The sequence below is a fragment of the Motilimonas cestriensis genome (genome assembly GCF_021295315.1).
In the GTDB taxonomy this organism is placed as follows: Bacteria; Pseudomonadota; Gammaproteobacteria; order Enterobacterales; family CBDFNC01; genus Motilimonas; species Motilimonas cestriensis.
The window spans coordinates 55,274-68,251 of sequence record NZ_JAIMJA010000005.1 but is presented as its reverse complement, the minus strand read 5'-3'; the positions used below and the strand labels follow the sequence as shown (position 1 = coordinate 68,251).

Sequence of the window (12,978 nt, the reverse complement as noted above, 5' to 3'; positions counted from 1 at the left end):
TAATGTCTATCGTTGATATCTACGGCAACCCGCTGCGCTCAGAGCGCGAGTTAAAACAGCAACAAACCCATGACGATGCGCGCTTAGCGCATTTGCAGCACCATTATGACGAGCACCCCACATCAGGGTTAACACCGAGCCGCTTGGCCAACATCATGCGCGAAGCAGAAACGGGTAGTTTAGTCAGCCAAATGGAGTTGGCCGAAGACATATTGGAAAAAGATGCCCATGTTTATTGTGAGGTAGATAAGCGCCGCAAAGCTTTGTTGGGCATTGAATGGAACATCACGCCGCCGCGCAACGCCAGTGCCCAAGAAAAGGCTGACGCCGAGTTGATCCAGCAAATGCTGGAAGACAGCACAATCATGGATGAAGCCATATTGGAAATGGCTGACGGCATCTTTAAGGCGTTTTCTTGCTTAGAAATTAAGTGGGCACAGTTTGACGGCTTGCATGTGGTGCAAGGGTTAGACTTTCGCCCACAAACCTGGTTTCAACTGAATCCACTGCAGCGTGACGAACTGCGCTTGCGCGATAACAGCCACTTAGGCGCAGCGTTGCAACCGTTCGGTTGGATCAAGCACGAGCATAAAGCCAAATCGGGCTACCTTGGCCGCGCCGCATTAGTGCGCCAAGTGGCTTGGCCATTCCTGTTTAAAAACCTATCGGTACGCGACTTAGGCGAGTTTTTAGAAATCTACGGCCTGCCGCTGCGCCTGGGTAAATACCCAAGTGGTGCCAGTGAAAATGAAAAATCCACCTTACTGCGCGCCGTGATGAGCATTGGCCATAACGCCGGTGGCATTATTCCCCGTGGCATGGAGCTGGACTTTCACGAAGCGGCCAAAGGCGGCGCTGAGCCATTTGAAGCCATGATCGCTTGGTGCGAGCGTAGCCAATCAAAAGCCATTGTCGGTGGCACCTTAACGAGCCAAGCCGATGGCAAAAGCTCAACCAACGCGCTAGGCCAAGTGCATAACGAAGTGCGCCAAGAGCTGCGCGACAGCGATCTAAAACAAATTGCTGCCACGCTCACTCGCGATCTGGTTTATCCCTTGTATGTGCTTAATGGCCGCAGCTATCGCAGCGCTCACCGTATTCCGCGTCTTGAGTTTGACGTGACCGAGCCCGAAGACATTAAACTGTTATCAGAGAGCCTGCCGGGCTTAGTCAGCTTGGGTATGCAAATTCCCCAAGAATGGGCGCATGACAAACTAAAGATCCCTGTGGCGCAAAAAGGCCAAGCGGTACTAGGGGTAAGCCCAAGCAATGAAAGCAAAGATAATCTCACGCCCTTAGTGGCCCTTAGCGCCATTCACAAAATTACGCCAGCTCCAGATGACGGCCCTGATCACGCTGACCAATTTAGCGCCCAGCTGCGCCAGCAAATGGGCGACGCATTAGGCAGCATGACCGACGGCATTCGCGCCTTAGTCGAGCAAGCCAACAGCCTAGACGAACTGGCCGAGCTGTTAGCCAGCCACGCGGTTAACGTCGATGACGCCAGCGCCATCATGGGCCAAGCCTTTGCCGCCGTTGAGCTAGCTGGTCGCATTGACGTAGAGCAAGGCCGCTAATGGCCAAGTCGCAGCAGAATATGCAAGGGCAAGCCCGCTATGGCTCATTGCCCTTTGAAGAGGCAATTAAGCAGTTTAAAGCCAAGTTAAACCTGCCCAGTGAGCGCTGGGCCGACGTGTGGCGCGATGCCCACAACAGCGGCTTTATGGTGGCGGGTGCCATGGGCGACAACCTGCTGAATGACTTTCGTAAAGCGGTAGACACCGCCATCGCCGAGGGCAAAAGCATTGGTTGGTTTAAACGCGAGTTTAACGCCATCGTCAAAAAACACGGCTGGGAGCACACCGGCAGCGCCGATTGGCGCGCGCGGATCATTTACGACACCAACATGCGCCAAAGCTACAACGCGGGGCGCTGGCAACAGCTGCAGCAATTTGAGGTGTGGCAATACCAACACGGCGACAGCATTACCCCGCGCAAGTGGCATTTAAAATGGCATGGCCTGACGTTAAACAAAGACGATCCCTTTTGGCATACGCATTTCCCGCAAAACGGTTGGGGCTGCAAATGCAAAGTGCGCGGCTTGCGCCGGATTAAAGACGAAGACTTAAACAAGACCCCTGAGCCTATCTATCGTGAGTATATTGACCCAGTAACAGGCGAAGTGCACCGCGTTCCCCAAGGTATCGACCCCGGCTTTGACTACGCGCCCACCAAAGCGCAGCAAGCCAAGCAACAAACCAAGCACCGCGAGCAAGCAGCAAAACCCTTTACACCGCCAGAGCGTCTAGTGCCCACGGCGTTTAGCACTGTGAAAAATGTGAACATAGACAGCTTGAATAAAGCCCTTGAAGCGCTAATTGCCACCGACGCCGCGCCCGAGTTGGCCAAGCTGCTAGCATTTATTAAAGAGCGTGATCTTAAAACCCTGTTTATCAAATCAACCGAAATGGGCAAAGGTGACGCGGCTTGGGCCATCGCTGATGAGGTGGCCGAGTATTTAGGGCTGACTGCTGATCAAGCAAGGAATATGTATTACGCACCAAAACTGAAAGACCCGCTGGGGTTTACTTCCGTAGACTGGCAGCATGTTGTTATTCGTGCACAGCAACAGCATAACCTTGGTAAAGTGAATGTTGACGCTATCATTAAAGATGTAAAAACAATCATCAAAGAAGGCGCAGCTGGAAATGGTAAACACCTATGGCCGAATGGATCGCAGCGATGGTTTGCCATTGCCGAAGCAGGAGGCGATATACTTGGCAGTCACGGTTGCTTACTTTCTTGGCTTCATGAAATGGGTCATCAGGTACATTACAAGTTAGGGCAGCCATCACCGCCGACAGATAAGTACTTAACCTACTACGGCTGGCAGCAAGAATCAGAGCGCGAATGGTTCGCTGAGCACTTTAGCGCTTGGCTATTAGGCCGCGAAGAATTGCAAAAACATTGGCCTGATGTAGTAGACTGGTTTGATAAGCAGTGGGCAAACCTACAGGATAGAAAATGAAATTTGTAGAGCAAGCAGGCAATTTAATCGCCCAAGATCCGTTGCCAGATGATGCGCCAGAGCAACTTAGTGCAATAGCGGCTCAAGCCACAGGGTTAGAAAAAACCTTTGTTAATATGTATTTTGAAGCGTTAATGGCCGCCGCCACTCCAGAGCAAATAGCGTTATGGAGCCCAAAGCCAACGGCTGAAGAAATCGCGCAATGGGAAGCGGAACTCGCCGCTAAGGACAAAGCATAATGGCGGGCAGTTTTTTATCCATTGACCTGCTGGGCCAGCAACAAATCGCCCAAACCCTCAAGCAAATTTACCAGCGCAGTGAAGACTTAACCCCCGCATTAAGCGAGGTGGGCGAATACTTGTTAGACCTGCACGCCCAGCGCTTTATTGACCAAACCGATCCCGATGGCAACACTTGGGCCGCTTTGCAACCGGCCACCTTAGCCAACGCCAAGCGGCCCGATCGCATTCTGCGCGAGTCTGGCACCTTGGCCGATACCCTAAGCTATCAAATTGGCGAACAGCAACTCAGCTTTGGTACTAACCTAGAATATGGCGCAGCCCATCAGTTTGGCCGCGATGAAATAAACCTACCGCCGCGCCCTTGGCTGGGCCTAAACGATGCGCAAAGCCAAAGCGTGTTAGACATCCTGGCACACTACATAGAAAGCTAACAATCACCCCTGTCATGCAAATACCCCGCAAACGCCTGTAAGCGATTTTAAGCGCTTTTTCCTTAAAGGTAGGTAAGCGCTAGGCTAAAAAGTGTTAAACAAATCTGACGCGAATTAAACAGGTATTAAACAGGGTTGTGGGTGGTGTTTTCTTGATATCAAATTTAGTTCAATGTTTTGACGTGTGAATCATTATAAACTAGCGGCTTAATTCAATAGCATAACGGATATGTGGGATGGGCTTTTTCGACCTAATAATTTTTGTGGCAATAGCGGGAATACTTGCTGGGGTGGTTCAAGTGATCGCTGTTTCTAACAACAAGAAAAAAATGAAACGACAGTTTACTATGGTTAGAGACTTTAAAGTTACCCAAGAGGCCTTGGGGAGTGATGGTTTAACCGGAATTGCAATTGATGAACGAAGACGAAAAATTTGTTTAATCAAAATGCGAGGAGAAAAAGTTTCAAGAAAAATTATCGGTTATAAAGATTTGTTGTCCTCTGAGATATTTGAAGATAATGCCACTATTACTAAAACATCTCGCTCAAGCCAGCTTGGTGGTGCATTAATCGGTGGTGTGATGCTTGGTGGGGTTGGCGCTATCATCGGTGGAGTAACAGGGAAAAAAACATCTAAAGCGAAAACGAAACGCATTGATTTAAGAATTGTTAAAAATGACACATCAGAGCCAATCTTTGAAATTAATTTTTTGAATATTGAATCTGATCAAGGTAGTGCGTTATATCAACAAGCAATGTCGCAGGCTAGGCACTGGCATAGCTTAGTATCCGTTTTAATCAGAAAAGCGGATGAGCAAGATGAAATGTTAGCGCCATCAGATATAGTGCAAGACATCCCTGAAACGCCGGCAGTTGTAACGCCTCAAAAACAAATACAAAAACCAGGTTCAGTGGCAGATGAGATCAGAAAGCTTGCTCAACTTAACAAAGAAGGGCTGATCACGGATGATGAGTTAATGGCTCAAAAGCAGAAGTTACTCAACCTTAACTAGTCATTCCCCATGTTCATCAGCACTAAAACCTACTAAACCCCACCCATCACCCCATGCCGCTAATCTAGCGGCATGAAAACAAAACACACTCATTACGGCCTTGCGGCCCTCAGCGCGACCTTACCCCACAATAGCAATATTGCGGCGTTAGCAGCTGAGCTTGATCTTAACGTCTCAGATGGCTGGGTTCAGCTGCTGCCTGCTGGTCACTTTAGCGCGGTAGATGGTCGCCCCGTTGATGTGCCATCGAAGCAGTGGTTTATTGATGCTGACGTGACTCAGGCAATGCTAGCGGCCACGCCCCATCAGTTGGGTGACTTGGTGATTGACTACGAACACCAAACCCTTAACAGCCCTAAAAATGGCCAGCCCAATCCGGCTGCCGGTTACTTTAGCGTTAACGAAATTGACTGGCGTGAAGGCCAAGGCTTGTTTATTAAGCCGCGCTGGAGCGACAAGGCGCTGGCGTACCTGCATGCCAAAGAATACCGCTATTTGTCGTGTGTGTTTGGTTACGACAAGGCCACTGGCCACCCCACATTTTTGCACAGCGCCGCCCTGACTAATCGCCCAGCCCTCGATGGCATGACGCCACTCGCTGAGCTGGCGGCGACGCTGCTACCCCAATCCTTACCCCCGACAAAACAGGAGACTCCAGTAATGGATGAATGGCTAAAACAACTGCTGGCGCCGCTCGGCGTTGAGGTGGCAGACGGTGCCACTATCACGCCAGAGCAGCGCACCACGGCTTTAACCGCGCTGACTGCGTTAACCACTAAGGCTGAACAAACCGAGCAAGCTATTGCTGCGTTAGCTGCTGAAACAGAAAAAGGCATCGGTAAAACAATGGCCGTTGACCTGACCCAATACGTGCCTAAAGCTGCCTATGACGAAACTGTTAAGCAACTAGCGGCGCTGTCTGCGCAAAGCCAAACCGACCAAGTAACGGCGGCAGTGGATAAAGCGTTCGCGGCCAACAAGCTCACCGGCGCGCAAAAAGATTATTACCTGCAGCTAGGCAAGCAACACGGCATGGCGGTGCTGACTGCGCAGCTTGACTTGTTACAACCTATTGCGGCGCTGAGCGCGCAGCAAAGCCAAAGCTTACCCCCTGCAGCGCCAACCGACACTGGCTTAGCCACACTCACGGCAGAAGACAAAATAGCGGCTGATTTGCTTGGCATCAGCTATGACGATTTCGCAAAAACCAAAGGTGAAAAATAATGGCGATTGTTACCCATGCTCAAATTGCATCCCTGTTTACGGGCTTCAAATTTGACTTTAAAAATGGCCTAACGGGCGTTGAACCTCAATACACCAAGATTGCCTCGGTGATCAAATCCACAACGAAAAGTAACACCTACGGCTGGTTGGGCAAGTTTCCCTCATTGCAAAAGTGGGTGGGCGATCGCCAAATTAAGTCGATGCAAGCCCATGGCTATCAGATAGTCAATGAAGATTACGAGTCAACGGTCGGCGTGGACCAAAATGACATTGAAGATGACAACATGGGAATTTACACGCCCTTGTTTCAAGAAATGGGCAATGCAGCGGCCATTCACCCTGATCAGCTGACCTTTGGTTTACTGGCGGCAGGTTTTACCACCTTGTGTTATGACGGCCAAAACTTCTTTGATACCGACCACCCCGTGGCCGAGAACGTCGATGGCACCGGCGCAGTCACCAGCGTGGCCAACATGATAGTGGATGCGGGTTATAGCGGTGATCCTTGGTTTGTGCTTGATACCTCACGCGCCATTAAGCCGCTGATTTATCAAGATCGCAAGCAACCGCAGTTGATTGCCATGACCAAAAACGACGATGAATCGGTGTTTATGTCGCGTGAATTTCGCTACGGCGTGGATAAACGCTGCGCGGTGGGCTTTGGTTTTTGGCAAATGGCCTTTGGCATGAAAAAGGCGCTGAACGCGGATTCACTGTGGGAAGCCATTAGCGCTATGCGGGCTATTGAAGGCGACGGCGGCAAAAAGCTGGGCATTAAGCCGACCATTTTGGTGGTGCCGACGTCTCTTGAAAAAACCGCCACCCGTTTGCTTGAGCGTGAACTGGACGCCAATAGCTCAAACGAACTGAAAGGCCGCATTGAGCTGCTGGTAGCGGATTACCTTTAAACCCCATTTAAACGGGGTTTACGCCCCGTTTAACTGGCCATTAACCACGTTTAAACATTTAAGTACGGAGTGATCATGTTATGGATAAAACCAAAGGTATCGCAGGCGTTTCGGGCTCTTTACGCATATTCAATACGGCCCATTCGGGTTATCGCCGCGCGGGTTTGGTGCTGGCTAAAGGGGAAAATTTGCTTCAAGCCGACCAGCTTAGCGAAGCGCAACTCGCCCAATTGCAAAGCGACCAGCGCCTTAGCCTTGAACCCATCTCGAATGAAAGCGCCATTGTTAATGCTAACCCGCAAGGGGCCATGGACGATGCGCCACTGGGCTTAGCACACAGTGACGTGCTCAAGCTAGCCGGCTGCCCAGACGAGTTAGCCCCCATTGTGGCATTAATTGCAGTGGTGGATGCCGATGGCTCACTGGTGCTGACCAGCGCAAACAAGCCCGATATTAAAGCCCTTGAAGCGCTGGGCTTAGAAGATTTAGACGGCGAACAAGTGCCATTAAACATCAGCGCCGCGCAGCGTGACGCCGCATGGGAGTGGTATCAAGCCAACCAAGCTAGCCCAGTAACCGCGCAGGAGTAACGGCCATGTATTGCACGCCCACGGATTTAATCGACGCTTTTGGCAGCGATGAAATGCGCATGCTGACCGATGAAACCGGCAGCGGCGAGATTGACCAAGCCAAGCTAACGCGGGTGATTGCCGATGCTGGCGTGCGCATGAATATGTACTTAGCGCCTTGGTTGCCCTTTGCGGTGGTGCCCGAAGCGTTAAAGCCCTTGTGCGCTGACATTAGCCGCTATTTGTTATTTGACGATGTGGTGCCGGAGCAGGTGAAAGTGCGTTACGAGCAAGCCATCAGTTATTTAAAAATGGTGGCCAAGGGCGATGTGCGCTTGGTGATAGACAACGCTAACACCAGCAGCAACGACTTGGCGCACATTGAATCCGCCGGCACGCTGTTAAGCCGCTCACAGGCCAAGGGCTTTATATGAACTATTTAGCCTTTGAACCTTTGTTAATTGAACACCTTAAAGCCTTGCCGTTTAAGGCGGTGCTGAGCAGTGAACAGCTGTCGGTGTTGGAAGAAAAGTGCCAACCCGTGCCCGCGGCCCATGTGATTTATTTGGGTGATCGGGTGGATGAAACCGCCCAAGCGGGCCTGTATAGCCGCGTGAAGCAGCATTGGATGGTGACCGTGACGGTGCGTTATGTCAGCACCAGTAATGCGCGCCAACAAGCGGGCGAGCTGATGGGCGCTGTGCTGACCCATTTACAAGGCTGGAAGCCGCCAGCCGAACTTGGCTGCGTTAAGCGAGTGAACGCGAACACCATGCCCTTGTACAAAAACGGCTACGCCTATTTTCCGCTGGTATTTGAAACCAGCCTTAAAGTTGAAGGAAACTAAACAATGAACGGTATTTTATGTGCTGGCGATATGTACTTAGAGCGTATTGCTGATAATGGCGCAGGCCTTGGCCTGATTGGCCCCTTGAACACCACTAAGCTGGAAATTAAACCCACCAGTGAAAGTAAGTCGCGCAAGTCCACCAAAAAAGCCAGCTATGGCCAATTGCTGGATGACGTGATCATCCCCGGTGCGACGGAAATCACCATCGCCATTGATGACCAACCCAGTGAAGTGGTGGAAATGGCGCTACAAGGTCAAGCCGAGGCCATTAACCAAGGCGCGGGCAACTTAGCCGCGGTGGCCGTGACCTTGCTTAAAGGCCGTTGGACTGAGTTACCTAACAGCAATCTAGTGGCCGCGGCGGCGAGTGTGACCGACAGCAGCAATGCTGATGCGGCGTTAGACATTGGCGCAGACGTGGAAATTAACTGGGCTGATGGCTTGATCCGCCCTGTGGTTGGCGGCGCGCTTGAAAACGGTGGCCCGGTAAAAGTCACCGCCAGTTTTAATGCCCTGACCGGTACGCGGGTGAAAGGTGGCTTGGCCTCAAGCAACCGTTATCGCTTGGTACTCAAAGGCAAAAACCTCGCTAACCGCAAACCCATTCGCCTGAATGTGCCGCTGTGTACGCTATCACCGAGCAATGGCACCGACTTTATGGCGGCGGATTACGTTAGCACTGAGCTAACGGGCAAAGTGATTTTGGTGTCTGAAAACGGCGTGCCTTATAGCTACGAAGAGCATGAGGTTTTGGCGTAAATAAGCAGTCGTGTAGTAAAACGCGATGTTCCTTGTTCGGCGCGCCGTTAAATCGTCCTTGATGGCTTAATTGCCGCGTCCCTGCGGCAAATAACCGAATAAGAAACCTCGCTTATTGTTCTTGTGTGTTTGGTTTATTAATTTGCGAGATCTGCCGTGTCGAAACTGTCCCTTAGCTTAAACATTGATACTAAAACCACGGGCAGCGAGAGCCTGAAAAAGCTGTCTGCCTTGCTGGATGAGCTGGGCGAGGAAGCGGCGCAGGCGCATCCCGAAGCCAATATGCTGGGCCAGCGGATCAATGAGCTTGAGCGCCAGCAAGCGGCGGTGGAGCAGTTTCGCAAACTTAAAACCGAATTAAACACCACTTCAACTGAGCTTAAACAGGCCGAGCAGCGCACCCGGGCGTTGGCCAAAGAGATCAACCAAGCGGATAAGCCCACCAAGGCGCTAACTGCGTCGTTTAACCGCGCTAAAGCCGAAAGCCGTGGCTTAAAAGCGGCGCAATCTGAGCAACAACAAACCCTGCAGCAACTGCGCAGCCAGTTGAGCAATGCGGGTATTAACAGCAAAAACCTTAACACCGAGCAGCAAAAGCTGGCCACCTCGATGCGCGCTGCTGAGCAGTGGGCGCAATCACTTACCCAAGAGTTAGGCCAGCAGCAAGCCAAGTTAAAACAAGCCGCCAGTGCTACCGGCGCGCTTAATCAAAAAAGCCAACAAGCCAGCCAAGGCTTTCACCAAGCCAGCCAAGCTGGCACGGGCTTTAATGGCCGTTTAAACGCTATTACGACAAGCTTAATTGCCGCGGGCGCGGCCTATGTCGGCATTAATACCCTGACCAGTTCTGTACTGGACTTGCTGAATACCGGCGGCAAGTTTGAAAAGCTTGATATGCAAATGCGCGCCTTGATGGGCGGCATTGAGCAAGGCGAACAAGCCAGCCAATGGGTGCAACAGTTTGCTAAAAATACCCCATACCAATTGGATGGCGTGACCAATGCCTTTGTTAAGTTAAAAGCGTTTGGTATGGATCCGATGGACGGCTCAATGCAAGCCATTGCCGACCAAGTGGCACAGCTGGGCGGCGATCAGCAAATGCTGGAAGGCTCAGTGCTGGCAGTTGGTCAGGCTTGGGCGAAACAAAAGCTACAAGGCGAAGAGATCTTGCAGCTGGTTGAGCGCGGCATTCCGGTTTGGGACTTACTGGAAAAGGCCACGGGTAAAAATACCCTTGAGCTGCAAAAGCTATCCAGTGCTGGCCAATTAGGCCGCAAAGAAATTGCTTTGTTGGTGCAGGAAATGGGCAAAGCCAGCGCAGGCAGTGCGGCGGCCATGATGACCACTTGGAACGGCATGGTTTCCAACCTGCAAGACAACCTGGACAAAGTAAAAAATACCATCGCCAATGCTGGCTTGTTGGACACCTTTAAAGGCGAGTTAAACGCCATTAACACCGCCATTGATGAGATGGCCGCCGATGGCTCATTGCAGCAATACGCCAAAGAAATATCAGATGCCATCATCAGCACTTTATCGGCGTTAAAAACAGGTTTAGCGACGGTGTGGGAATGGCGCGAGGCCATTGGCAACCTTGCCCTATTGGTCGGTGGGTTAAAACTGGCCTCAATGTTTAGCGGCTTTAAAGCCTCAGCTGTGGTGGCGGCAGAAGCGTTAAGTAATTTCAGGCTACAAATGGTGGCCACCCAAACCACTGCCAACGCCATGGGCACCACGGGCGCGGCCAGCATGGGCCGTTTAGCCACGGCGACCTCTACCTTTTTAGGCTTATTAGGCCCCTTGGCCGCAGGCACTGTGATTGCCTACCAAGGCATTGATGCCCTTACGCGTGCGGCCATTGATTATGATAAGTCGATAAATGACGCCGCAGAATCCCTAAAAAACCAGCGTATCCAGCAAGGCCAGTTTAGCCAGCAATTAACTGAGTTGAGTGGCAAGCTGGGCATTCAGATCAAGGACATGGAACACCTTGAGCGCCTTGTCGCTAATGGCACCTTAGCCTGGGACAAACAAACCGACACCCTTTACAACGTGGCCAAAGCTTTAGCCGAGAAAAAAGCCGCAGCAGAACAAGCTTGGGCGCAAGACACTAAAAACCATACATTGATGGATAAAATGGTGCTGTCGCAACAAGCGCTAACCGACACCATCAAAGGCTTAAACACCGCTGCGCTAGACAATACCTTGCCCAATTGGGTGACCACCACAGTGGCAGCGTTTGACCCCACCAAAATAGAGCAAGTGGCCAACTTTGGCACCGTACTGGAAAAAGCCACCGCGCACAGCGCAGCCCTTGCCCAAAGCCTAGAAACCGAATTAGCCGCCAAACTGGCCAAGCTATCAGGTGAAGACTTAGCGGTATTTTCTACCAATCTGCAACAGCTGTTTGATAACGGCATGATAGGCGCAGGTGAATTTGCCAACGGCATGGACGCCGCCTTAAGCGCCAGCTTCACCAAGCTAGGTTTAGACATGGCGGAGGTGAACAATCAGATCACCGCCACCGGCAAAGGCGCCATTGATGCCTTTGCGTTGATCGCCAGCTCAGGCACCCAAAGCTTTAACGCGGTGAAAGCCGCCTTTGATGCGTCTATTGGCCAAGCCAAAACCCAAGCTGAATTAGATGCGCTGACGGCGCTTTGGTTGAAATACGCCAAAGATAATAACGTGGCCACCGACCTTGTGACCGCAGGCGTGAAGCGGATTGAAGATGCGCAAAACAACTTGATCCGCAACACCTCAGAGGTGGAAAAAGCGTTTCAACAGTTGGGCATTCAATCGGCCAAAACACTGGCCGACATAGCGCAAAAAAACAAAGACGCCTATTTCATCATCAAAGAATCGGGCGTGGCCAGCGCGACTGATGTAGCTAATGCCCTTGGTGTGTGGGAAGACTCCGCCATCAAAGCCACGCAAGCCACCGGCGGGCAAATCGATCCCCTGATTGACGTGGAAAAAGCCGCCAATGGCTTAACTGACCAGTTTAAAAACCTGACTACAGCGCAAGACAATGCTGCCACTTCATCACGCAACCTAGCCAGTGACTTGGCCAGCACCGCAACCGCCGCGACGGATGCGGCCACCCAAGTGGAAAACGCAACCCGCCGTATCATTGATGCCAACGCCCGCACGCGTCAAAGCGAGATTGATAAAAACACCGCCAGTGCAGGCAGCACATTAGGCTCTGGCGTGGATACCAGCAACCTAGGCGGAAAGAGCGTGCGCGAGCTTGAAGCAATGATGGCTGAGCTTGCCCGCAACATGACTAAAACAGGGTTAAGTCGCGGCTTTAATAATGGCGCAGCCATTGATGCACTAATTAAGCAAATGCAGGCGCAAATGGATGAGTTGCGTGAAGCGTTGAGAAAGCGCAAGGAAGAAGAAAAATCGAGTCGGGCTAACGCGAATAACCGTTCAACGACATTTCAAAACAATAGCCAAAGCCCATCACGCCAAGCTGACAAGGTGATCCGCTTAGAGATAGGTCTGCCCAGTGGTAGAGCCCTGCAAGCTCAGACCAGTGACTTAAGTTTGCTGGCTGAGTTAGAGCGCTTAAAAGGAGTGTCATTTTGATTTCATTTGCTGATTTTTCACTTGCTGAATTTGTGTGGCAAAACCGTTTTGAATGGGATGCCTGGGTGTCGCACAGCGAATATGCCATTGATGGCAGCTTGCTATTAGAACAATCACAAAAGCAAGCAGGGCAACCCATTGTACTGGTGAGTGAGCAAGAAAGCTTTGCCACTTACATGGCTCTTAAGGCTCATGCCAGCAGCTCGCCAACGGGTTTTGCGTTAACCATTAACGATGAGGTGTTTAACGTGGTTTGGCTGCATCAACCTCAAGCGATAACCGCCACGCCAGCGATTGCCTATGCCGATCAGTCACCCAGCACCATGTTTGATGTGACTTTGAATTTCATCACTATTTAAA

The 12,978-nt window shown here is 51.3% G+C and carries 13 protein-coding genes; all 13 read left to right on the top strand.

Annotated features, from left to right (window positions below):
* The first annotated feature begins 2 nt into the window (after positions 1–2).
* The 13 genes from K6Y31_RS06295 to K6Y31_RS06235 all read left to right on the top strand — a co-directional run bounded on the left by K6Y31_RS06295 (position 3) and on the right by K6Y31_RS06235 (position 12,977).
* Positions 3–1,577 carry a DUF935 domain-containing protein gene (locus K6Y31_RS06295; RefSeq protein ID WP_233051956.1) on the top strand — a complete coding sequence of 525 codons (1,575 nt, stop codon included), beginning with the start codon at positions 3–5 and terminating at the stop codon, positions 1,575–1,577.
* Entirely contained in the window at positions 1,577–3,028 is a 1,452-nt protein-coding gene (locus K6Y31_RS06290) for a phage minor head protein (RefSeq protein WP_233051955.1), read from the top strand. Before K6Y31_RS06295 ends, K6Y31_RS06290 begins: the two co-directional genes overlap by 1 nt.
* Entirely contained in the window at positions 3,025–3,267 is a 243-nt protein-coding gene (locus K6Y31_RS06285) for a hypothetical protein (protein ID WP_233051954.1), read from the top strand. The genes K6Y31_RS06290 and K6Y31_RS06285 overlap by 4 nt, the downstream gene beginning before the upstream one ends.
* Positions 3,267–3,701 (top strand): phage virion morphogenesis protein, encoded by a 435-nt coding sequence (locus tag K6Y31_RS06280; RefSeq protein WP_233051953.1) that lies wholly within the window; start codon positions 3,267–3,269, stop codon positions 3,699–3,701. The genes K6Y31_RS06285 and K6Y31_RS06280 overlap by 1 nt, the downstream gene beginning before the upstream one ends.
* Before the next feature lie 236 nt (positions 3,702–3,937).
* Positions 3,938–4,714, top strand: coding sequence for an SHOCT domain-containing protein (locus K6Y31_RS06275; RefSeq protein WP_233051952.1), 777 nt, complete (start codon positions 3,938–3,940; stop codon positions 4,712–4,714).
* A 72-nt stretch (positions 4,715–4,786) separates the two neighbouring features.
* Positions 4,787–5,938 (top strand): phage protease, encoded by a 1,152-nt coding sequence (locus K6Y31_RS06270; protein ID WP_233051951.1) that lies wholly within the window; start codon positions 4,787–4,789, stop codon positions 5,936–5,938.
* Positions 5,938–6,846, top strand: coding sequence for a Mu-like prophage major head subunit gpT family protein (locus tag K6Y31_RS06265; protein WP_233051950.1), 909 nt, complete (start codon positions 5,938–5,940; stop codon positions 6,844–6,846). Before K6Y31_RS06270 ends, K6Y31_RS06265 begins: the two co-directional genes overlap by 1 nt.
* An 80-nt stretch (positions 6,847–6,926) precedes the next feature.
* Positions 6,927–7,436, top strand: a complete 510-nt coding sequence (locus tag K6Y31_RS06260; protein ID WP_233051949.1) for an HI1506-related protein — start codon at positions 6,927–6,929, stop codon at positions 7,434–7,436.
* Positions 7,437–7,441: 5 nt separating this feature from the next.
* Positions 7,442–7,849 (top strand): gp436 family protein, encoded by a 408-nt coding sequence (locus K6Y31_RS06255; RefSeq protein WP_233051948.1) that lies wholly within the window; start codon positions 7,442–7,444, stop codon positions 7,847–7,849.
* Positions 7,846–8,262: a phage tail terminator protein gene (locus K6Y31_RS06250; protein WP_233051947.1), complete on the top strand. Its 417-nt coding sequence runs from the start codon at positions 7,846–7,848 to the stop codon at positions 8,260–8,262. The genes K6Y31_RS06255 and K6Y31_RS06250 overlap by 4 nt, the downstream gene beginning before the upstream one ends.
* 3 nt (positions 8,263–8,265) lie before the next feature.
* Positions 8,266–9,024 carry a phage tail tube protein gene (locus K6Y31_RS06245; protein ID WP_233051946.1) on the top strand — a complete coding sequence of 253 codons (759 nt, stop codon included), beginning with the start codon at positions 8,266–8,268 and terminating at the stop codon, positions 9,022–9,024.
* A 156-nt stretch (positions 9,025–9,180) separates the two neighbouring features.
* Positions 9,181–12,618, top strand: a complete 3,438-nt coding sequence (locus K6Y31_RS06240; RefSeq protein ID WP_233051945.1) for a tape measure protein — start codon at positions 9,181–9,183, stop codon at positions 12,616–12,618.
* Positions 12,615–12,977: a hypothetical protein gene (locus K6Y31_RS06235; RefSeq protein ID WP_233051944.1), complete on the top strand. Its 363-nt coding sequence runs from the start codon at positions 12,615–12,617 to the stop codon at positions 12,975–12,977. The genes K6Y31_RS06240 and K6Y31_RS06235 overlap by 4 nt, the downstream gene beginning before the upstream one ends.
* Position 12,978 lies beyond the last annotated feature (1 nt).

What these genes read in the sequence shown, in the direction of transcription:
- K6Y31_RS06250 (WP_233051947.1), top strand. Translation starts at nt 7,846, where the DNA reads ATGAACTATTTAGCCTTTGAACCTTTGTTAATTGAACACCTTAAAGCC.
- K6Y31_RS06280 (WP_233051953.1), top strand. Translation starts at nt 3,267, where the DNA reads ATGGCGGGCAGTTTTTTATCCATTGACCTGCTGGGCCAGCAACAAATC.
- K6Y31_RS06275 (WP_233051952.1), top strand. Translation starts at nt 3,938, where the DNA reads ATGGGCTTTTTCGACCTAATAATTTTTGTGGCAATAGCGGGAATACTT.
- K6Y31_RS06270 (WP_233051951.1), top strand. Translation starts at nt 4,787, where the DNA reads ATGAAAACAAAACACACTCATTACGGCCTTGCGGCCCTCAGCGCGACC.
- K6Y31_RS06260 (WP_233051949.1), top strand. Translation starts at nt 6,927, where the DNA reads ATGGATAAAACCAAAGGTATCGCAGGCGTTTCGGGCTCTTTACGCATA.
- K6Y31_RS06295 (WP_233051956.1), top strand. Translation starts at nt 3, where the DNA reads ATGTCTATCGTTGATATCTACGGCAACCCGCTGCGCTCAGAGCGCGAG.
- K6Y31_RS06290 (WP_233051955.1), top strand. Translation starts at nt 1,577, where the DNA reads ATGGCCAAGTCGCAGCAGAATATGCAAGGGCAAGCCCGCTATGGCTCA.
- K6Y31_RS06285 (WP_233051954.1), top strand. Translation starts at nt 3,025, where the DNA reads ATGAAATTTGTAGAGCAAGCAGGCAATTTAATCGCCCAAGATCCGTTG.
- K6Y31_RS06245 (WP_233051946.1), top strand. Translation starts at nt 8,266, where the DNA reads ATGAACGGTATTTTATGTGCTGGCGATATGTACTTAGAGCGTATTGCT.
- K6Y31_RS06255 (WP_233051948.1), top strand. Translation starts at nt 7,442, where the DNA reads ATGTATTGCACGCCCACGGATTTAATCGACGCTTTTGGCAGCGATGAA.
- K6Y31_RS06265 (WP_233051950.1), top strand. Translation starts at nt 5,938, where the DNA reads ATGGCGATTGTTACCCATGCTCAAATTGCATCCCTGTTTACGGGCTTC.